Genomic DNA, 19,550 nt, shown 5'->3' with positions numbered 1-19,550 from the left:
GGCAGCACATCACGCTCGGGCCCGCAATGCTGCCGAATTCGGCATTTGTGCCGGCCGTGTGTCAGCGCATGATGGGCGCCTTACAGCTGGCCCTTGAGCGCGCGGTAATCGCGCGGAGTCATGCCGACGGTGGCCTTGAACTGGCGCGCGAAGGCGCTCTGGTCGGCAAAGCCGCAGCGTTGCCCGATGCTGGCGATACTGTCCTCGCCATACAGCAGCCGCATCGCCGATTCGATGCGCAACTTGGTCAGCAGTTGCTGCGGGGTGACCTGGAAGACGCGGCGGAAGTGCCGCTCCAGCTGCGCCACCGACAGCCCGGCCAGATCGGCCAGCGCCTGCACGCGCAGGTTGTCGCCGAAGTTGGCCTGCATGTGTTCCATCACCTGGCTCAGGCGTTCGTAGGCCGAATGCCGGCTATCGGGCTGGCCCAGATCACGCGAGATGCCGACCACGCCGATCACCTCGTTGGCCTCGCACAGCGGGCGCTTGAAGGTCAGGCACCAGCCCGGCAGGCGGTTGGGATACAGGTGCACTTCGAGCTGGTTGTCGATGAGTTCGCCAAGCAGGACGCGACGGTCCTGCATCATGTAGCTGCCGCCCAGCGGCAGGGGGAAGACTTCCAGCGGCGACCGACCGATGATCTCGCTGCGCAGCTTGCGCCCCAATCGACGCACCAGGGTGAGGTTGCAGTGGGTGTAGCGGCCCTCGCTGTCCTTGATGAAGAACACCACGTCCGGCAGCGCATCGAACAGCGTCTGCATTTCCAGCGCGGGCAGGTTGAGGTCCATCAGGGTCATGGTAGCGGTCACGATTTGACGGTTGCACGAAGGTGCAACCCAGCAATGATCCTAGCGCAAACGCGCGGCGATGCATCGGGTTGGTAATTGTGCAGATTTCCGCATTTTGATTTCGCATTGCACGCTAGTCGTGCGCGGGCCGGCAGTGGGAGCATGCGCCATGCACAGCATCGACGTGATCGACTCTCATACGGCCGGCGAGCCCACCCGCGTGGTCCTGGCCGGCTTCCCCGATCTGGGCGATGGCGACCTGGCGCAGTGTCGCGAGCGGTTCGGCCGCGAGTTCGACCAGTGGCGCAGCGCGATTGCCTGCGAGCCGCGCGGCTCGGACACCATGGTCGGCGCGTTGCTGCTGCCGGCGCGCGACCCGAGCGCCTGCACCGGGGTGATCTTCTTCAACAACGTCGGTTATCTGGGCATGTGCGGACACGGCACGATCGGTGTGGTGCGCACGCTGGCCGAGCTGGGGCGAATCGCGCCGGGCAGGCACCGTATCGAAACGCCGGTGGGCACGGTGGGCGTGGAGCTGGCCGACGACGGCACCGTGTGGGTGGACAACGTGGAAAGTTATCGCGCGGCTGCCGGTGTGGTGGTGGACGTGCCGGGGCATGGCGCGGTGCGCGGCGATGTGGCCTGGGGCGGCAACTGGTTCTTCATCACCGAGCAGGCGCCATGTGCGCTGGACCTGGCGCATCAACGCGCGCTCACTGCCTACACCGAAGCGATCCGGCTGGCGCTGCAGGCCGCCGGCATCACCGGCGAGGGTGGTGGCGAGATCGACCATATCGAAGTCAACGGCGCCGCACCCGATGGCAGCGGCGTGGCGCGCAATTTCGTGCTGTGCCCGGGGCTGGCCTACGACCGTTCGCCGTGCGGCACCGGCACCAGCGCCAAGCTGGCGTGCCTGGCCGCCGACGGCAAGCTGGGCGAGGGCGAGCGCTGGGTGCAGCAAGGCATCCTGGGCAGTGCGTTCGAAGGCAGTTATCGCCTGAGCGGGCGCGGTATTGCGCCGCGCATCAGCGGGCAGGCGTACATCACTGCGCGCGCGCAGCTGCTGATCGACCCGGCCGACCCGTTCGCCTGGGGCATCGTGGCCTGATGGAGGCCGTGCGGCCCGCGCCGGTGGTTGCGTCGGCCATGGCGTCGGCCGAACTGGTGCCTGATCCCATTGCCGGCATGTCTGCTGCGCTGCCCGCGTCGCCATCGCCCGCGACGGCATCTGCGCCGGCGCCGGGTTCCGTGGCCGGACCTGAATCCGGCTCTGCGCCGTCTGCCGCCTCCACGCGGCGCAGTTACGACCTGATCGTGGTCGGTGCCGGCATCGTGGGCGCCGCCTGCGCCGAGGCTGCGGCGGGCGAGGGGCTGCGGGTGGCGATCGTCGAACCCGGACCGATCGGCGGCGGCGCCACCGCCGCGGCGATGGGGCACCTGGTGGCGATGGACGACGACCCGGCCGAGCTGGCGTTGTCGGCGTATTCGCTGCGCCTGTGGGAGCGCTTTGCCACGCTGAGCGATGCCGAATTCAGCCGCTGCGGCACGCTGTGGGTGGCCCGCGACGCGCGCGAACTGGCGGCGGTGCCGGCCAAGATCGCGCGCCTGGCCGCTGCCGATCTGCAGGCAGAAGCGATCGATGCGGCGCAGTTGTATGCGCTGGAGCCGCAGCTGGTGCCGGGCCTGGCCGGCGGCATGCGCGTGCCCGGCGAGGCGGTGGTGTATCCGCCGCGGGTGGCGCGGCATCTGGTGAGCCTGGCCTGCAAGGCCGGCGCGCAGGTATTTGCCGGCCGCCGCGTTGCGCAGTTGCAGGAGCATGCAGTGCGCCTGGACGACGGGCAGGTGCTTGCCGGAGCGGTGCTCGTGGCCAGCGGCGTGGCCTTGCCGCAGTTGCTGCCCGAGCTGGCGTTGCGCCCGCGCAAGGGCCATCTGGTGATCACCGACCGCCACCCGGGGTTGATCCGGCATCAGCTGCTGGAACTCGGTTATGCCGATTCGGCGCATGGCGCCGACGACACCAGTGTGGCCTTCAATGTGCAGCCGCGGCCGACCGGGCAGATATTGATCGGCTCCTCGCGCCAGTTCGGCGAGCACGATCGCGCGTTGTCGATGCCGGTGCTGCAACAGATGTTGCAGCGCGCTTTTGCGTATCTGCCGGTGCTGCGTGAGTTGCAGGCAATTCGCGTATGGACCGGGCTGCGCCCGGCCACGCCGGATGGGCGGCCGTATCTGGGGCTGGTGCCCGGCCGGCGCGATGTGTGGGTGGCCGCCGGTCACGAGGGGCTGGGCGTCACCACGGCGCTGGGGAGCGCACGGGTGATCGTGGACAGCCTGCTCGGGCGCACGCCGGCCATCGACCCGATGCCGTACGCCCCGGCGCGTGCCGTGCAGGGCACGGCCGCATGAGCGCGACAGTGCGGTTGCACGTGGATGCGCAGCCGGTCGAGGTGCCGGCCGGTGCCAGCGTGGCGGCTGCCGTGGCGCAAGCCACGCTGCAGTTCCGGCGATCCAGCAGCGGGCAACCGCGCGCGCCGTTATGCGGCATGGGCGTGTGTTTCGAATGCCGCGTGCGGATCGATGGTATCGGCCAGCAACGCGCCTGTCTGGTGGACGCACGCGATGGCATGCAGGTGCGCACCGATGGCTGAACACGTGCTGCATTTCGATGTATTGGTGATCGGCACCGGGCCGGCCGGGTTGGCCGCCGCGCACGCCGCAGCCAGTCACGGTGTGCGCGTGGGCGTGGTGGACATGCAGCCGCGTGTGGGCGGGCAGGTGTGGCGCAGCGATGTGCAGCACGGTGCGCCGGCCGATGCGCGCGCGCTGCTGCAACAGGTGCAGGGCAATGCGGCCATCACGCTGCTGACGCGCACGCAGATCCTGCTGGCGCAACCGGGCTGGTTGTTGGCCGATGGCCCGGACGGCACGCAGCAACTGCATTACGCCGCCCTGGTGCTGGCCACCGGTGCGCGCGAATTGCTGCTGCCGTTTCCGGGCTGGACCTTGCCCGGCGTCACCGGTGCCGGCGCGGCGCAGGCGCTTGCGAAGCAGGGTTGGCCGCTGAGCGGCAAGCGTGTGCTGGTGGCCGGCAGTGGCCCGCTGCTGCTGGCCAGTGCGGCCACCTTGCAACGGCATGGCGCGCAGGTGCTGGGCATCCACGAACAGGCCTCGTCAACGGCGTTGCGCCGGTTCGCGCTGCAGTTGTGGCGCTGGCCGGGCAAGGCCGCGCAGGCTGCCGCGTTGCGCCTGCAGCTGCACGCAGTGGCGTATCGCGCCGGCAGCGTTGTGGTTGCCGCGCATGGCGATACGCAGCTGCGCGAAGTCGAACTGGAAGGGCCCGGCGGCCGCACGCGCATCGCATGCGATCACCTGGCGGTGGGCTATGGCCTAGTGCCCAATACCGAGCTTGCGCAATTGCTGGGTTGCCAGCTGCAGGCATGTGGGGCGCACCAGCAGGTGCAGGTGGATGCGCTGCTGCGCACCAGCGTCACCCAGGTGTTTGCCGCCGGCGAAGCCTGCGGCATCGGTGGGCGCGATTGCGCCTTGATCGAAGGCGCGATGGCCGGGCACATGGCCGCCGATGCGCCGGAGGCCGCGTTGCGCCTGCAACCACGGCGGCGCGCCGCGCGTGCGTTTGCCGACCTGTTGCAGCAGCAGTTCGCGCTGGACCCGCGCATCCGCGCGCTGGCGCAACCGGACACGCTGATCTGCCGCTGCGAAGACGTGCCGCTGGGCGCACTGGACGACTTCAACGATGCGCGCGACGCCAAGCTGGCCTCGCGCTGCGGCATGGGCGCCTGCCAGGGCCGCATCTGCTCCGCTGCGCTGGCCGAACTGGGCCGTTGCCCGCCCGAGCTTTCCACCGACGCCGGCCGCCGGCCGCCGTTGTTCCCGGTCCGCCTCGCGGCGCTGGCCGACTCGTTCACTTCCGACTCGCAAGGGAATCACCCATGAGCATTGCTGCGTTCTGGCACGGCGTGTTGCCGGCCATCACCACCCCGTTCACCGCCTCGGGCGACATCGACCACGACTTCCTCGGCAAGCATGCCAACCAGCTGGTGGATGCCGGTTGCACCGCAATCGTGCCGCTGGGCTCGTTGGGCGAGGCCGCCACCTTGAGCGTGGACGACAAGCTGGCGATCCTGCGCACGCTGGTCACCGCCTTGAACGGCCGCGTGCCGGTGGTGCCGGGCATCGCCAGCCTGGCCACCGGCGAGGCGGTGGCACTGGCCAAGGCGGCCAAGGACATCGGCTGCGGCGGCCTGATGGTGCTGCCGCCGTACGTGTACTCCACCGACTGGCGCGAAATGGGCGCGCATGTGCGTGCGGTGATCGGCGCGACCGACCTGCCGGTGATCCTGTACAACAACCCGGTGGCCTACAAGACCGATTTCGGCCCGGCGCAGATCGCCGAGCTGGCCGCCGAATTCCCCAACCTGCAGGCCGTGAAGGAATCCTCCGGGGACGTGCGCCGCTTTGCCGCGCTGCAGGAACTGCTGGGCGATCGGCTGGCGCTACTGGTCGGCATGGACGATGCCATCGTCGAAGGCCTGAGCATGGGCGCCAAGGGCTGGATCGCCGGCCTGGTCAATGCGTATCCGAAAGAATCGGTGCGCCTGTTCGAACTCGCACGCGACGGCGGTTACCCGGCGGCAAAGGAGTTGTATCACTGGTTCCTGCCGCTGCTGCGCCTGGACACCGTGCCCACCTTCGTGCAGCTGATCAAGCTGGTGCAGGCAAAGGTGGGCATGGGGAGCGAGCAGGTGCGTGCGCCGCGGCTGGTGGTGGCCGGCGCCGAGCGCGATGCCGCGTTGAAGGTGATCGAGCATGCCATCGCCACGGCGCCGAAGAGCAGCTAGCAACACGACTGCGCCGCCGCCAGGCGGGCGCGGTCGGTGCTCGGATCGGCATGTGCCACTCGTACACTCCGACGCTGAGCGCGCTGCCCGCACCCGCCTGACGACTGCGCGCTACGTTCTGTTAGCCGCTCTCGGTTGTCCTGATGGCGTACGGCCATCGCACGCTGCGTCTACTCGCAGGCACAGCGTGCGGCGCGTGCGGATTCGCCCCACGCGCCGTGCCTGCGCGTGGGGCAAGGCGTCGGCGGCTGCGGATGTGGCCTGCAGTGCTGCATCCTCATCGCTTCTCTGGCCGGCCGCTGGCGCACAGTGCGCAGGCCCTGCATCCCTGTTACCGAAGGTGCCGCAATGAACGACACGAACCACTCCTTTCCCATGACCGCCGCCGAGGTGCTGCTGGCAGGCCAATGGCAACCCAGCCGCCACGCGGCCGGCAGCTTCCGCGCTGCCGACCCGACCACCGGCGAGCCGATCGGCCCGCAGTTTCCGATCAGTGGCGCGGACGATGTGGAAGCCGCCGTCGCCGCAGCGCAGGCGGTGGCAGCGGAACTGGCGGCTGCACCGGTGGAGCGCATCGCCGCCTTCCTGGACGCCTATGCCGACGCGCTGGATGCCGATGCCGACACCCTGGTCGCGTTGGCGCATGCCGAAACCGCGTTGCCCGCGCCCACACGCTTGCGTGGCAACGAACTGCCGCGCACCAGCGGGCAGCTGCGCCAGGCCGCGCAGGCGGTGCGCACGTACAGCTGGACCCATCCCGTCATCGATCGCGCGGCCGATCTGCGTTCGCACCTGGCGCCGCTAGGCAAGCCGGTGCTGGTGTTCGGCCCGAACAATTTCCCGTTTGCGTTCAATGCCATTGCCGGCAGCGATTTCGCCAGCGCGATCGCAGCGCGTAACCCGGTGATCGCCAAGGCGCACCCGCTGCATCCGGCCACCAGCCAGCGCATGGCGCAGCTGGCGCATCAGGCGCTGGTTGCGGCCTGTCTGCCGGCGGCGGCCGTACAGTTGCTGTATCACTTCGACAACGCCATCGGCGTGCGGCTGGCCGGCGATGCGCGGCTGGGCGCGATTGGCTTTACCGGCAGCCGTGCCGGTGGCCTGGCGCTGAAGGCAGCGGCCGACGCAGCAGGCGTGCTGTTCTACGCCGAGCTGTCCAGCGTCAACCCGGTGTTCCTGTTGCCCGGCGCGCTGGCCGAACGCGGCGATGCGCTGGCGCAGGAGTTCTTTGCGTCCTGCACGCTGGGCAGCGGGCAGTTCTGCACCAATCCGGGTGTGGTGGTGGTGCCGCACGGTGTGGCCGGCGATGCGTTTGTTGCGGCCACCAAGGCCCACTTCGAAGCGGCCATGCCGATGGTGCTGTTCTCCGCAGCCGGTGTGGACGGTGTGCAACGCGGGGTGGCCAGCCTGCGCGCTGCCGGTGCCAGCGTGCTGGCGGGCGGGCACACCGGCGAGGATGGCTACCGCTATGCGCCGACCTTGTTGAGCGTGGATGCGCAGGCGTTCATCGCCAACCCGCAGGCACTGCAGGCCGAAGCGTTCGGCCCGGTGAGCCTGCTGGTGCGCGCAGCCGACGCAGCGCAGATGGCGCTGGTGGCGGCTGCATTCGAAGGCAATCTCACCGGTACGCTGTATCGCGCCGGCGATGGCAGCGACGATGCGGCCTGGCAGGCCATCGCGCCGGTGTTGCGCGCGCGGGTCGGGCGGCTGATCAACAGCAAGATGCCAACCGGCGTGGCCGTGAGCGCCGCGCAGAACCACGGCGGCCCGTTCCCGAGCACCGGGCACCCGGGCTTCACCGCCGTGGGCATGCCCGGTGCAATCCGCCGTTTTGCGGCCCTGCACAGTTATGACGCGGTGCCCGATGCACTGCTGCCTGCGGAATTGCGCCAGCGCAATCCGCACGGGGTGGCGCGGCTGGTCGATGGGCAATGGAGCACGGCTGATCTGGGAGCAGGTGCATGAGCGCACAGATCGGCGGGCTGTCGCTGGAGCAGGCGCGCGCGCAGCTGGCGCCGTGGACGCAATGCGCCGCGCCGATCGCCGCGGACGAATACGAGCGCCGCATCGAACGCGCACGCAGCCTGATGCGCAGCCAGGGCGTGGATGCGCTGTTGATCGGCGCCGGCACCTCGCTGCGCTATTTCACCGGCGTGCCATGGGGCGCGAGCGAGCGCCTGGTGGCGTTGCTGCTGACGTTGAATGGCGAGCCGGTGCTGCTGTGTCCTGCGTTCGAAGAAGGCTCGCTGGACGCGGTGCTGAAGATCCCGGTGGCCAAGTACTTATGGGAAGAACACGACGACCCGTATGCGCTGGTGGTGCAGGCCATGGACGAGCGCCACGCGCATGCCTTGGCGCTGGACCCGGGCATTGCCTTCGCCGTGCACACCGGTCTGCGCGCGCATCTTGGCACGGCGATCCGCGATGCGGGGGCGATCGTCGACGGCTGCCGCATGCGCAAGTCGCCAGCCGAGCTGGCGTTGATGCAGCAGGCCTGCGACATGACCCTGCTGGTGCAGCGGCTGGCCGCCGGCATCGCGCACGAGGGCATCGGGACCGATCAACTGGTGCGCTTCATCGACGAGGCGCATCGCGCGCTGGGCGCGGACAACGGTTCGACCTTCTGCATCGTGCAATACGGCCACGCTACTGCTTTCCCGCATGGCATCCCGGGCGTGCAGCACCTGCGCGAAGGCGAGCTGGTGCTGATCGACACCGGCTGCACCGTGCAGGGCTACCATTCCGATATCACCCGCACCTGGATCTATGGCACGCCCAACGCCGCGCAGCAGCGCATCTGGGACCTGGAGCAGGCCGCGCAGGCAGCGGCATTTGCGGCGATCCGCCCCGGTGTGGCCTGTGAGGCAGTGGATCAGGCCGCGCGCACGGTGCTGGAAGCCGCAGGGCTGGGCCCGGACTACAGCTTGCCCGGCCTGCCGCATCGCACCGGCCACGGCTGCGGTCTGGCGATTCATGAGGCACCGTATCTGGTGCGCGGCAATGCGCAGCCGCTGCAGCCGGGCATGTGCGCCAGCAACGAGCCGATGATCGTGGTACCCGGTGAGTTCGGCGTGCGGCTTGAAGACCATTTTTATGTCACCGACGCGGGCGCGCAGTGGTTTACGCCGCCGTCGCTGGCGATCGATCAACCGTTTGCGTGAGCCTGCCCAGATTTACGCGCGCGTAGGAGCGCACCCGGGCGCGACGGGCATTCCCGAGTAAAGCCATTCGCGCTCAGGCGCGCTCCTATCGCTGTCTTTGCATCTTGGAGTAAATGCATGAACCACCTGCGTCCTGTCGCCATCGGCCTGCTTGCCGCCGCATTGTTTACCGCCTGCAAGCCAGCACCGCCGGCATCGGAAACGGCGTCCGCTACCACTGCCTCGGCCAATAGCGAACAAGCCGCCAAGGCCTTCGATGCGTTGCTGGACAAACAGTGGCAATACCAGCTGCAGCACAACCCGGAGTTCGCCAGCATCATCGGCGACAAGCGCTATAACGACCGCTGGAGCGATTATTCGCTGGAAGCGGTGCAGGCGGAGCGCGCCGCAACCGCGGACCTGCTCACGCAGTTTGAAGCAGTGGATGCCAAGGCGCTGGACGAGCAACGCCAGCTCAGCCTGCAGATGATGCTGGGTCAATTGCGCGACAAGCTGGAAGGCATCGACCTCAAGACCTACACGATGCCGCTGGAGCCCATCGGCGGCGTGCAGTTGGCGCTGGCCGGGTATGGTGATGCGTTTCCGTTCGAAAACGCCAAGGATTACCAGGATTACATCAAGCGTCTGCAGACGATCCCGACCGTGATCGAGCAAGTCATCGCGGTGTCGCGCCAGGGCGCGACCGATGGCCTCACTCAGCCGCGCTATCTGTTGGAGCGCCTGCCCGAGCAGATCGACAAGATTGCCGCGTTGACCGGCGAGCAGAGCCCGTTCGCCTCGCCGCTGAAAAAGCTCGATGCGGCGGTGCCGGCCGATCAACGCGACGCGCTGCGTCAACAGGTGCTCGCCGCGATCGATCAGCAGGTGCGCCCGGCCTACGGCAAATTGGCTGCGTTCGTGCGCGACGAATACGCCGCGCAAGGGCGCGCGCAGGAAGGCGTGTGGTCGCTGCCCGATGGCGAGCGCCGTTATCGCTACGCCGTCCACACCCAGACCACCGCCGACATGGCGCCGGAGGAGATCCACCAGATCGGATTGAAGGAAGTGGCACGCATCGAGGGGGAGATGACGGTGATCGCCAAGGCGCAGGGTTTTGCGGATCTGGCCAGCTTCCGCAAGGCGGTGGAGACCGACAAGCGCCACTTTGCCAGCTCCGGCGAACAGATCCTGCAGCAATACCGGCAGTACATCGCGGCGATGGAGCCGGAACTGCCCAAGCTGTTCGGGCATCTGCCCAAGACGCCGCTGGAGGTACAGGCGATGCCGGCCTTCCGCCGCAGCGCACCCGGCGCCGAGTATTGGCAAAGCAATCCCGAAGGCACCAAGCCGGCGATCGTGAAGGTCAACACCAGCGACTTCGCCAGCCGCACGCTGATCAACATCGAAACCACCGCCTATCACGAAGGCGTGCCCGGGCATCACCTGCAGATCTCGCTTGCGCAGACGCTGCCCTTGCCGCCGTTTCGCCAGCAGGCTGGCTACAACGCCTATATCGAAGGCTGGGCGCTGTATGCCGAGCAGCTGGGCAAGGAGATCGGTTTCTTCAAGGACCCGTACAACGACTACGGCCGCCTGTCCGGCGAGTTGCTGCGCGCCAACCGGCTGGTGCTCGACACCGGTGTGCACTACAAGCACTGGAATCGCCAGCAGATGGTGGACTTCTTCCACGCGCATCCGTCCGACGACGAGCCCAGCATCCAGTCCGAAACCGACCGCTACATCGTGTGGCCCGGCCAGGCGCTGGGCTACAAGCTCGGTCAGCTGCAGATCCTGGCATTGCGCGCGGAAGCGGAAAAAGAGCTGGGCGATCGTTTCGATGTGCGCGCCTTCCACGATGCGGTGCTCGGCGGCGGCGCGATGCCGCTGGCACTGTTGCAGCAGCGCGTGCGGCAGTGGATTGCGCAGGCCAAGGCGGCGCCGGAGGCACGCGGATGAAGACCAGCCGCGTCTGGCGCGCGAGCGCATTGAGCGTGTTGATTGCATCCAGTCTGGGCGCCGCCACCGTGCAGGCGCAAGCCGCAGCACCCGCATCCGCAGCAACGACGCAAGACAGCGCGGCGGCGCGTTTCAAAGCGCTGTACACGCGCGAATGGCGCTGGCGGCAGGCGCAGTTGTCCGGTGCGGTGGATGAAGACAACCAGGCCACGCAGGAGCAGCAATCCGATCATCTACCCAAGGTGGACGTGGCCACGCAGAGCCAGCGCACGGCGTACTGGCAACAGGCGTTGAAGGAACTGGATGCCATCCCGCAGGCGCAGCTGCCGGCCGAAGATCAGGTCAGTTACCAGGTGTACCGCCAGCAATTGCTGGTGCTGCTGGATCAGCAGCGTTTTCGCGCCTGGGAAATGCCGTTCAACAGCGACTCGGCGTTCTGGAGCGACCTGGGCTTCAGCGCCGAGGCCAAGTTGCGCACGCGCGAGGATTATCAGCGCTATCTGAAGATGCTGGCCGATATCCCGCGCTATTTCGCCGAGCACACCGACAACATGCGCGCCGGGCTGGCGCGTGGTTTCAGCCAGCCGAAGGTCACGCTGACCGGCCGCGATCAATCCATCGCCGATGTGGCGCAGGCCAAGGGTCAGGCCAATCTGTTCTACGCACCGTTCAAGCAGATGCCGGCCACCGTGCCGGCAGCGGTGCAGGCGCAACTGCGGGCGCAGGCCGAGGGGACCATCAACGCGCAGGTGGTGCCGGCGTATGCCAAGTTGCTGGACTTCATCCGCACTGAGTATCAGCCGCGTGCGCGCACCACGCTGGCCGGTGAAGCGCTGCCGGATGGCAAGGACTATTACCGCGCGCAGATTCGCGAGTTCACCACGCTGGAGGTGAGCCCCGATCAGATCCACCAGATCGGTCTGGACGAGGTTGCCAAGCTGCGGACGCAGATGGACCAGACCATCGCAGCCAGCGGCTTCAAAGCGCCGGCCGGGCAGGCGGTGTTTCCGGCATTCCTGCATTTCCTGCGCACCGACCCGCAGTTCTATGCCAAGACGCCGGACGAGCTGCTCAAGCAGGCGGCGTGGATCGCCAAGCGCGTGGATGCCAAGGTAGGCGACTACATTGGCCGGCTGCCGCGCCGCCGCTTCGCCATCGAGCCGGTGCCGCCGGAGCTGGCGCCGTTCTATACCGGCGGTCGTGGCGGCCCGGGCATCTATCTGGTCAACACCTACAACCTGCCGTCGCGGCCGCTGTACAACCTGACCGCGCTGACCTTGCATGAGTCTTCGCCCGGCCACGCATTGCAGATGCCGTTGGCGGCGGAGGCGCAGGGCTTGCCGGAGTTCCGCCGCTACGGCTACATCTCCGCGTATGGCGAAGGCTGGGCGTTGTATTCGGAGTACCTGGGCCAGGAAATGGGCATGTACGACACGCCCTATGACCGCTTCGGCTATCTCACGTATCAGATGTGGCGTGCCTGCCGGTTGGTGATCGACACCGGTCTGCATCACAAGGGCTGGACGCGCGAACAGGCGCAGGCGTACCTGCGCGACAACACCGCGCTGAGCGAACACGAAGTGACCACCGAGGTGGACCGCTATATCGCCTGGCCGGGGCAGGCGCTGTCGTACTACCTGGGCGAGTTGAAGATCATCGAATTGCGGCACAAGGCCGAAGCCGCGCTCGGCGAGAAGTTCGACATCCGCGCCTTCCACGACGCGATCCTGGAAACCGGTTCGGTGCCGCTACCGGTGCTGGAGCAACGCATCGACCGTTTCATCGGCGATGGCGGGAAGTCGCCTTGGGCGCAGGAGGTGTCGAAGCAGTAGCAATGCTGAGCCCCTCTCCCCGAGCCAGAAGGCACAGTTTGCGCGCCACTGGCGCGCGTACCTTGGAGCGCCCGCGCCAGTGGCGCGGGCCGGGGCGCGAAGCGGGGGTTGGGTGAGGGTACGGGGCGAAGCCACGCAGGTCGAAATGGCACGAAGCTGCGCCCGCACCCTCATCCGCCCCGTCGGGGCACCTTCTCCCGGGGGGAGAAGGGGGCGTCGTTCAAGCCCCTCTCCCCCCGGGAGAGGGGTTGGGGTGAGGGTACGGGGCGAAGCCACGCAGGTCGAAACGGCACGAGGCTGCGCCCGTACCCTCATCCGCCCCGTCGGGCCCCCTTCTCCCGGAGGGAGAAGGGGGCGTCGTTCGAGCCCCTATCCCGACGGGGCGAGAAGGCACAGTTTGCGCGCCACTGGCGCGCGTGCCTTGGAGCGCTCGCGCCACAAGCGCGGGCCGGGGCGCGGAGCGGGGGGTGGGGTGAGGGTACGGAGCGAAGCTGCTCAGGGTCGAAATGGCACGAGGCTGCGCACGTACCCTCATCCGCCCCTTCGGGGCACCTTCTCCCGGAGGGAGAAGGGAACAGCAGCAGCAGTTAGAAATCGGCTAAAACCTTTCCAACGGGGGCACCATGGCCACGCAAGGCAAGTTCCACAAGCGGCTCAGCCTGACCGACCTGACCTTTATTGGGCTGGGTTCGATCTTCGGTTCCGGGTGGTTGTTTTCGGCCAGCCATGTGTCCTCGATTGCGGGGCCGGCCGGCATCGTGTCGTGGATTCTTGGCGGCATCGCCGTCTTGCTGCTGGGCCTGGTCTATTGCGAACTCGGTGCGGCGTTGCCGCGCGCTGGCGGGGTGGTGCGCTACCCGGAGTATTCGCATGGTGCCTTGCTCGGCTCGCTGACTGGCTTCATCACGCTCATCGCGTTTTCCAGCTTGATCGCGATCGAAGTGGAGGCGGCGCGGCAATATGCAGCGGCGTGGTTCCCGTGGTTGAGTCAGCCCAACAGCACGCACCCCAGCATCTGGGGCTGGCTGGTGCAGCTGGCCTTGCTGGTGCTGTTTTTCCTGCTCAATTACTTCAGCGTCAAGACCTTTGCGCTGGCCAACAACATCGTCAGCATCTTCAAGTTCCTGGTGCCGATCCTGGTGATCGTGCTGCTGATGAAGCACTTCAATGCCGGCAATCTGAGCATGCACGGGTTCGCGCCCTCGGGCATGGCCGGGGTCGAAGCGGCGATCTCCGCCGGCGGCATCATCTTCGCGTATCTGGGGCTGACCCCGATCGTGTCGGTGGCCAGCGAGGTGCGCGACCCGCAGCGCAATATTCCTATCGCCCTGATCCTGTCGGTAGCGCTGTCCACGGTGATCTACGTACTGCTGCAGCTGGCGTTTCTGGGCAGCATTCCGGCCGCACAGCTGGCGCAGGGGTGGACTGGCATCGACAAGGCCTTCTCGCTGCCGTACCACGACATTGCACTGGCCCTGGGCATGGCGTGGCTGGCGGCGCTGGTGATCTGCGATGCGATGGTGTCGCCCAGCGGTACCGGCAATATCTACATGAATGCCACCCCGCGCGTGGTGTACGGCTGGGCGCGTAGCGGCGGATTTTTGCCAGTGCTGACGCGGGTGGACCCGGCGTCGGGCATCCCGCGTCCGGCGTTGTGGTTAAGCCTGGGCTTGTCGATCTTCTGGACCTTGCCGTTCCCGTCCTGGGAGACCTTGATCGGCGTGGTGTCGGCCGCGCTGGTGCTGAGCTATGCGGTGGCGCCGGTGACGGTGGCAGCCCTGCGCCGCAGCGCGCCGGACTTGCCGCGCCCGTTTTTCGTCCGCGGCCTGGCGGTGCTGGGGCCGCTGTCGTTCATGGTGGCGGCGTTGATCGTGTACTGGTCCACCTGGCCCACCTTGTCGTGGCTGCTTGGCTTGCAGGTGGTCGCGTTCGCGCTGTACGTGCTGTATCGCCTGCCATCGCGCGAAGGCCGCACCCGCCTGTTGCGGCAGGTGCGCGCGTCGTTGTGGCTGATCGTGTTCTTCGTGCTGGTGATGCTGGTGTCGTGGGCCGGCACCTTCGGTGGACACGGCTGGATCGCGCATCCGTTCGATACCTTGAGCGTGGCAGTGATCGCGTTCTTCATCTACCACTGGGGCGCGCGCAGCGGCCTGCGCAGCGACGAGCTGGCGCTGGAGGAAGACGATGGTGAGTGATGCCTTGCGATGCGCCTGCCTGACGCAGGCATCGCGCGCCGTGGCCGCCTGCCTGCTGTTGCTTGCAACCGCTGCGCAAGCCGCACCCAGCGTGGCCGATTACCAACGTTCGCTGGCCCTGCGCGCGCACTGGAGCACGCTGACCGAGAACGTCGCCTGGCCGGCGCACTGGCAGGACAACGGCAGGTTCCATTACCGCAAGACGGTGCCTGGTGGGTTCGCTTTCATGCGCGTGGACGTCGCCACGTTGCACAAGCAGCCCGCCTTTGATCAGGCGCGCGTGGCCCAGGCGCTGCAGGCAGCCACCGGCACTGCCTATGCGGCGTTGATGTTGCCATTCGAGCGGTTTGCGTATGCGCAGGAAGGCGCGCGTGAGGACGGGGCGATCGTGTTCGCCATCGAGGACGCCGCGTGGCGCTGTACCTTGACCACCTACCGCTGTGCGCCCGACGATCCCGGCCGGCAGCCGCAGGGGCAACAGCGGCCGCGTGGCTTTGGCGTGGTACGCGACCCGGACGTGGCGGCCGATACCACGCCACGCCGTTCGCCCGACGGGCAGTGGGAGGCGCTGGCCGATGGCTGGAACCTGGTCGTGCGCCGGGTGGCCGCCGGCCAGCTGGTCCAGCGCACCGACGATGGCCGTGCGGAAGACTATTTCGATCCGGAGAGCATTGCCTGGTCGCCTGATTCGCAGCAGCTGGCGGTGTATCGGGTACGGCCGGGCACTGCGCGCCGGGTGACCCGTGTGGAGGCCGCACCGGCCGGGCGCCTTGAGCCGGTGGTGCACACCCAGCTGTATCCCAAGCCGGGCGATGCGGTGGATGTGGAACGGCCGGTGCTGCTGGCCGTGGATGGCAGCCGGCGCGTGGTGGATAACGCCTTGTTCGCCACGCCATATTCGTTGTCGCCGCTGCAATGGCGCAGCGATGGCCGCAGTGTGAGCTTTGAGTATGTGCAGCGTGGCTTTCAGCATATGCGGGTGATTGCGGTGGATGCGCGCACTGCACGCGCGCATGTGGCCGTTGGCGAAGATGCGCGCACGTTCGTGTATGCCGATCGCAGCTTTCGCCACGACGTGGATGGGCGCGGCGATGAGGTGTTGTGGATTTCAGAACGTGACGGTTGGCGGCACCTGTATCTGTTCGATGGCCGCAGCGGCAAGGTCAAACGCCAGATCACCCGCGGGCAGTGGGTGGTGCGCGATGTGCTGCGCGTGGACGATGCGCAGCGCCGCATCTGGTTCGCCGCCAGCGGCATGGACGCCGGCAAGGACCCGTACTACCGGCAGCTCTACCGCGTGGATTTCGATGGCCGCCACTTGACCCGGCTCACCCACGCCGATGCGGATCACGATGTGGCCATTGCCGACGACGGCCGGCATTACGTGGATGTGTATTCGCGCCCGGATCTGCCGCCGGTGATGGAGCTGCACGCCATCGACGGGCAACTGCTGCACACCGTTGAGCGCGGCGATATCGGCAGGCTGCAGGCCGCCGGCTGGCGCGCGCCGGAGACCTTCGTGGCCAAGGGCCGCGATGGCACTACCGATATCTGGGGCATGGTGGTGCGCCCGCGCGATTACGACCCGCGCAAAACATACCCGGTGATCGAAAACATCTACGCCGGGCCGCACGACGCCTTCGTGCCCAAGACGTTCTGGCCGTTCGGCTACCACTCCGGCGGCGACAAGCAGATCGGCATGCAGGCGCAGGCCGATCTGGGTTTCATTGTGGTGATGATCGATGGCATGGGCACCGCCAACCGGTCCAAGGCGTTTCACGATGTGGCGTGGAAAAACCTGGGCGATTCCGGCTTTGCCGACCGCATCGCCTGGCATCGCGCGCTGGCCGCGAAGGATCCGTCGTACGACATCAGCCGGGTCGGCATCTATGGCGCATCGGCCGGCGGGCAGAGCACGCTGGGTGGACTCGAACGCCATCCGGAGTTCTACAAGGTGGGCGTGGCGTTTGCCGGTTGCTACGACAACCGCATGGACAAGATCAGCTGGAACGAGCAGTGGATGGGCTGGCCGGTGGATGCGAGCTATGCGCAGGCATCCGGCGTGGTCAACGCCAGCAAGCTGCAGGGCGACCTGCTGCTGGTCGTCGGTGAGCAGGACAGCAATGTCGACCCGGCCTCCACTGCGCAGGTGGTCGATGCCTTGATCAAGGCCGGCAAGCAGTTCGACCTGCTCAACGTGCCTGGTGGCGAGCATTCGGTGGGCCGCTCCAGCGGGCCGATCGACTACGTGCAACGCCGTCAGTACGACTTCTTCGTGCGCCACCTGCGCAACGAACCCACGCCGCACTGGAACTCACTACCGTCCGAGGCGCGATGATGCATGTGCTTGCCCTGAAAATACCGCAGCCGCGTGGCCGCCTCGCGGCGCTGCTGTGGTCGCTGGTGATGTTGGCCGCTAGCGTGCCGTTGCTGGCCAGTGCCGAAGAACTGCCGCGCTTCGTCACCCAGAACGGCCGTCATGCGCTTTTTGTCGATGGCGCGCCATACACCGTGCTGGCCGCGCAGCTGCACAACTCCAGTGCCTGGCCAGCCGTGCTGCCCAAGGCACTGGACGAGGTGGTCGCGCTGCACGCCAACACCGTGGAAGCACCTGTGTACTGGGAGCAGTTCGAGCCGGCGCCTGGCCGCTTCGATACCACCAATGTGGATGCACTGATCGCCGGCGCACGCAAGCGCGGCCTGCGCGTGGCCTTGCTGTGGTTCGGCAGCTGGAAGAACGGTCAGATGCATTACGTGCCGGAATGGATCAAGCGCGACGAGACCACGTACCCACGCATGCGCGATGCCAACGGCGAACCGGTGGATGTGCTGTCGCCGCATGCGGCGGCCAACATGCAGGCCGATGCGCGTGCGTTCACCGCGTTGATGCAGCACCTGCGCAAGGTGGATGGCGACCGCCACACGGTGATCCTGGTGCAGGTGGAAAACGAGCCCGGTGCGATCGGCACCGTGCGCGACCATGGCCCGGCCGGCGAGGCCGCGTTCGCACAACCGGTACCGGCCGAGATTGCGCGCGCACTGGGCAAGCCGCAGGGCAGCTGGCAGCAACTGTTCGGCGCCGAAGCGGCCGAAGCGTTCAACGCGCATGCCACCGCCGCCTACATCGAGCAGGTGGCCGCCGCCGGCAAGCGTGCGTATCCGCTGCCGCTCTACGTGAACACCTGGCTGCGCTACAAGGGCAAGCGTTATCCGGGCATGGACTATCCCTCCGGCGGTGCCACGGTGAACATGTTCGCGCTATGGCGTGCGGCCACGCCGTCGATCGACTTCATCGGCACCGACATCTACACCAACGATTACAACGAATACACCAAGGTCATCGGCCAGTACGCGCGGCCCGACAACCCGGCCTGGGTGTCGGAAACCGGCTTCGAAGCGGCCACCGCGCCCTATCTGTTCCATGTGCTGGGGCAGGGCGGGGTGGGCTTTTCGGTGTTCGGTATGGATGGCAACCCCGACAGCGAGGCCAATCGCGCCGCAATCGCTGCGCACGCGGCCAACTTCAAGCTGCTTGCGCCGATGCAGCGAATTCTGGCGCAGGCCGCCTTCGACGGCCGGCTGCAGGCAGTGGCCGAACAACCCGGCACGCCGCAGCGCACGCTGCGCTTCGGCGAGTGGGAGGCCAAGGTATCGTTCGGCGCGCCACTCTGGGGCGATGCGCCGCCCATTCTGCCCGGCAATGACGACCATGCAGGCCGGCTGCTGGTAGCCCAGTTGGGGCCGGAAGAATTTCTGGTGACCGGCATGGCTGCGCGCATTGAATTTTTTCGCAACGCGGCCGATACCCGTCATGGACAACTGTTGCGGGTAGAGCAGGGGCGGTATGTCGATGGGCGCTGGCAAGTAGAAAGGCAGCTCAACGGCGACCAGACCGACTACGGGCTCAACTTCGGGCGTGTGGATGCGGCCGGCAATGTGCCTGTGGTGTTGCGCGTGCGGGTGGGCACGTATTGAGCATGGGCGAGGCGACCGTGCAGCCGTGAGGCCGGCGTTGTCGCAGTTGCCAGGTAGGACATGTGGATGTGCAGCAGGTAGGGCGCAGTTGCTGTTCGCTGGGTCCATCCGCGTAAGAAGGCTAGCCAGCGGTTAGCTTGCGGTAAACGCGACAGCAGCGCGGCGCGATTGTGATCGGCGCTGCGCCGGCTGGCGAGTAAACGCGCGTCCTGTCTTTTTTTCGTAGTTTTTGCACCGGAGCCATCATGAGCATCAACAGCATCGCCAGTTCCGGAATGCAGGTGGCCGCACTGCGCCAGCAGGTAGCCGCCAGCGTGGTCGATGCCAGTGCGGATCCATCGGCGCCGGCCACCGATCTGGTGGAAGGGCTGTCGGCACGCAACGATTTCCAGGCAAATGCCACCGCGCTGCGGCGTTCCGACGAGATGTTGGGTAGCCTGCTGGACGTGTTGACCTAAGCGGTGCGGAGTGGATGACTGCCCTTGTCGTCCCGATACAAGGGGTACACGGCTGTCGGTGTGGTCGCGTACCTGCGGACATCCGCCTGCTGTTTGGCTGCAAGGACTAGTGGATGTGGTCGGTGCGCATAGCTTTCGATCAAACAGCCAGCAGAATTCCGGTGCGGTAATTTTGTTCTTCAATAAAGCCGCCAGCTAACTATCTGGTGGGGCACCGCGCACTCGACGTCTTAGCGTTTGCTGCAGGGCCCTTGCCCGCCCACCGTCGCGGGACACGCCGTGAATCCGTCCCTGGAGCAACTGTGTTGATCAGGATCTCGATCCGCGAGCTCTGATCGGTTTCCTTC

General features: G+C 67.2%; 14 protein-coding genes and 1 other RNA gene. 14 read left to right on the top strand and 1 reads right to left on the bottom strand.

Annotated features, from left to right (window positions below):
* Positions 1 to 80: 80 nt before the first annotated feature.
* Positions 81 to 797, bottom strand: coding sequence for an AraC family transcriptional regulator (locus ABQZ09_RS09120; RefSeq protein WP_081419243.1), 717 nt, complete (start codon positions 795 to 797; stop codon positions 81 to 83).
* A 160-nt stretch (positions 798 to 957) separates the two neighbouring features.
* On the opposite strand from ABQZ09_RS09120, the gene ABQZ09_RS09115 reads away from it, so the two are divergent.
* From ABQZ09_RS09115 to ABQZ09_RS09050, 14 genes are all read left to right on the top strand, one after another.
* Positions 958 to 1,896, top strand: coding sequence for a proline racemase family protein (locus ABQZ09_RS09115; protein WP_039410908.1), 939 nt, complete (start codon positions 958 to 960; stop codon positions 1,894 to 1,896).
* 77 nt (positions 1,897 to 1,973) lie between these two features.
* A complete protein-coding gene (locus ABQZ09_RS09110) occupies positions 1,974 to 3,194 on the top strand; it encodes an NAD(P)/FAD-dependent oxidoreductase (RefSeq protein WP_349776833.1) in 1,221 nt (406 codons plus the stop codon).
* A complete protein-coding gene (locus ABQZ09_RS09105) occupies positions 3,191 to 3,436 on the top strand; it encodes a 2Fe-2S iron-sulfur cluster-binding protein (protein ID WP_039563793.1) in 246 nt (81 codons plus the stop codon). The genes ABQZ09_RS09110 and ABQZ09_RS09105 overlap by 4 nt, the downstream gene beginning before the upstream one ends.
* Positions 3,429 to 4,742 (top strand): FAD-dependent oxidoreductase, encoded by a 1,314-nt coding sequence (locus ABQZ09_RS09100; protein WP_349776728.1) that lies wholly within the window; start codon positions 3,429 to 3,431, stop codon positions 4,740 to 4,742. The genes ABQZ09_RS09105 and ABQZ09_RS09100 overlap by 8 nt, the downstream gene beginning before the upstream one ends.
* Entirely contained in the window at positions 4,739 to 5,647 is a 909-nt protein-coding gene (locus tag ABQZ09_RS09095; protein ID WP_039563791.1) for a dihydrodipicolinate synthase family protein, read from the top strand. The genes ABQZ09_RS09100 and ABQZ09_RS09095 overlap by 4 nt, the downstream gene beginning before the upstream one ends.
* 50 nt (positions 5,648 to 5,697) lie before the next feature.
* Positions 5,698 to 5,774, top strand: a non-coding RNA gene (locus tag ABQZ09_RS09090) — sX9 sRNA.
* Positions 5,775 to 5,995: 221 nt separating this feature from the next.
* A complete protein-coding gene (locus tag ABQZ09_RS09085; protein WP_349776727.1) occupies positions 5,996 to 7,612 on the top strand; it encodes an aldehyde dehydrogenase family protein in 1,617 nt (538 codons plus the stop codon).
* Complete coding sequence (locus ABQZ09_RS09080) at positions 7,609 to 8,808, top strand: M24 family metallopeptidase (RefSeq protein ID WP_349776726.1); 1,200 nt, start codon at positions 7,609 to 7,611, stop codon at positions 8,806 to 8,808. The genes ABQZ09_RS09085 and ABQZ09_RS09080 overlap by 4 nt, the downstream gene beginning before the upstream one ends.
* A gap of 117 nt (positions 8,809 to 8,925) precedes the next feature.
* Positions 8,926 to 10,743 carry a DUF885 domain-containing protein gene (locus ABQZ09_RS09075; RefSeq protein ID WP_349776725.1) on the top strand — a complete coding sequence of 606 codons (1,818 nt, stop codon included), beginning with the start codon at positions 8,926 to 8,928 and terminating at the stop codon, positions 10,741 to 10,743.
* Positions 10,740 to 12,575, top strand: a complete 1,836-nt coding sequence (locus ABQZ09_RS09070) for a DUF885 domain-containing protein (protein WP_349776724.1) — start codon at positions 10,740 to 10,742, stop codon at positions 12,573 to 12,575. Before ABQZ09_RS09075 ends, ABQZ09_RS09070 begins: the two co-directional genes overlap by 4 nt.
* 623 nt (positions 12,576 to 13,198) lie before the next feature.
* Positions 13,199 to 14,770: an APC family permease gene (locus tag ABQZ09_RS09065; RefSeq protein ID WP_349776723.1), complete on the top strand. Its 1,572-nt coding sequence runs from the start codon at positions 13,199 to 13,201 to the stop codon at positions 14,768 to 14,770.
* On the top strand, positions 14,760 to 17,108 hold the full coding sequence (locus ABQZ09_RS09060; RefSeq protein ID WP_349776722.1) for a DPP IV N-terminal domain-containing protein: 2,349 nt from the start codon (positions 14,760 to 14,762) through the stop codon (positions 17,106 to 17,108). Before ABQZ09_RS09065 ends, ABQZ09_RS09060 begins: the two co-directional genes overlap by 11 nt.
* A complete protein-coding gene (locus ABQZ09_RS09055; RefSeq protein ID WP_228313953.1) occupies positions 17,105 to 18,745 on the top strand; it encodes a DUF5597 domain-containing protein in 1,641 nt (546 codons plus the stop codon). The genes ABQZ09_RS09060 and ABQZ09_RS09055 overlap by 4 nt, the downstream gene beginning before the upstream one ends.
* A gap of 245 nt (positions 18,746 to 18,990) precedes the next feature.
* Positions 18,991 to 19,203, top strand: a complete 213-nt coding sequence (locus tag ABQZ09_RS09050) for a hypothetical protein (protein WP_349776721.1) — start codon at positions 18,991 to 18,993, stop codon at positions 19,201 to 19,203.
* Positions 19,204 to 19,550: the final 347 nt, after the last annotated feature.

Origin of the sequence: Xanthomonas sp. WHRI 6106, from assembly GCF_040202405.1 — a bacterium.
GTDB lineage: Bacteria > Pseudomonadota > Gammaproteobacteria > Xanthomonadales > Xanthomonadaceae > Xanthomonas > Xanthomonas cannabis.
Note: the sequence above shows the minus strand (reverse complement) of the source record. Positions and strands in the feature narration are given on the sequence as shown.

Excerpts from the sequence above, each read along its gene's own strand:
- ABQZ09_RS09120 (WP_081419243.1), bottom strand. The coding sequence starts at position 797 with ATGACCCTGATGGACCTCAACCTGCCCGCGCTGGAAATGCAGACGCTG.
- ABQZ09_RS09110 (WP_349776833.1), top strand. The coding sequence starts at position 1,974 with ATGTCTGCTGCGCTGCCCGCGTCGCCATCGCCCGCGACGGCATCTGCG.
- ABQZ09_RS09075 (WP_349776725.1), top strand. The coding sequence starts at position 8,926 with ATGAACCACCTGCGTCCTGTCGCCATCGGCCTGCTTGCCGCCGCATTG.
- ABQZ09_RS09065 (WP_349776723.1), top strand. The coding sequence starts at position 13,199 with ATGGCCACGCAAGGCAAGTTCCACAAGCGGCTCAGCCTGACCGACCTG.
- ABQZ09_RS09060 (WP_349776722.1), top strand. The coding sequence starts at position 14,760 with ATGGTGAGTGATGCCTTGCGATGCGCCTGCCTGACGCAGGCATCGCGC.
- ABQZ09_RS09085 (WP_349776727.1), top strand. The coding sequence starts at position 5,996 with ATGAACGACACGAACCACTCCTTTCCCATGACCGCCGCCGAGGTGCTG.
- ABQZ09_RS09100 (WP_349776728.1), top strand. The coding sequence starts at position 3,429 with ATGGCTGAACACGTGCTGCATTTCGATGTATTGGTGATCGGCACCGGG.
- ABQZ09_RS09095 (WP_039563791.1), top strand. The coding sequence starts at position 4,739 with ATGAGCATTGCTGCGTTCTGGCACGGCGTGTTGCCGGCCATCACCACC.
- ABQZ09_RS09055 (WP_228313953.1), top strand. The coding sequence starts at position 17,105 with ATGATGCATGTGCTTGCCCTGAAAATACCGCAGCCGCGTGGCCGCCTC.
- ABQZ09_RS09070 (WP_349776724.1), top strand. The coding sequence starts at position 10,740 with ATGAAGACCAGCCGCGTCTGGCGCGCGAGCGCATTGAGCGTGTTGATT.
- ABQZ09_RS09080 (WP_349776726.1), top strand. The coding sequence starts at position 7,609 with ATGAGCGCACAGATCGGCGGGCTGTCGCTGGAGCAGGCGCGCGCGCAG.
- ABQZ09_RS09050 (WP_349776721.1), top strand. The coding sequence starts at position 18,991 with ATGAGCATCAACAGCATCGCCAGTTCCGGAATGCAGGTGGCCGCACTG.
- ABQZ09_RS09105 (WP_039563793.1), top strand. The coding sequence starts at position 3,191 with ATGAGCGCGACAGTGCGGTTGCACGTGGATGCGCAGCCGGTCGAGGTG.
- ABQZ09_RS09115 (WP_039410908.1), top strand. The coding sequence starts at position 958 with ATGCACAGCATCGACGTGATCGACTCTCATACGGCCGGCGAGCCCACC.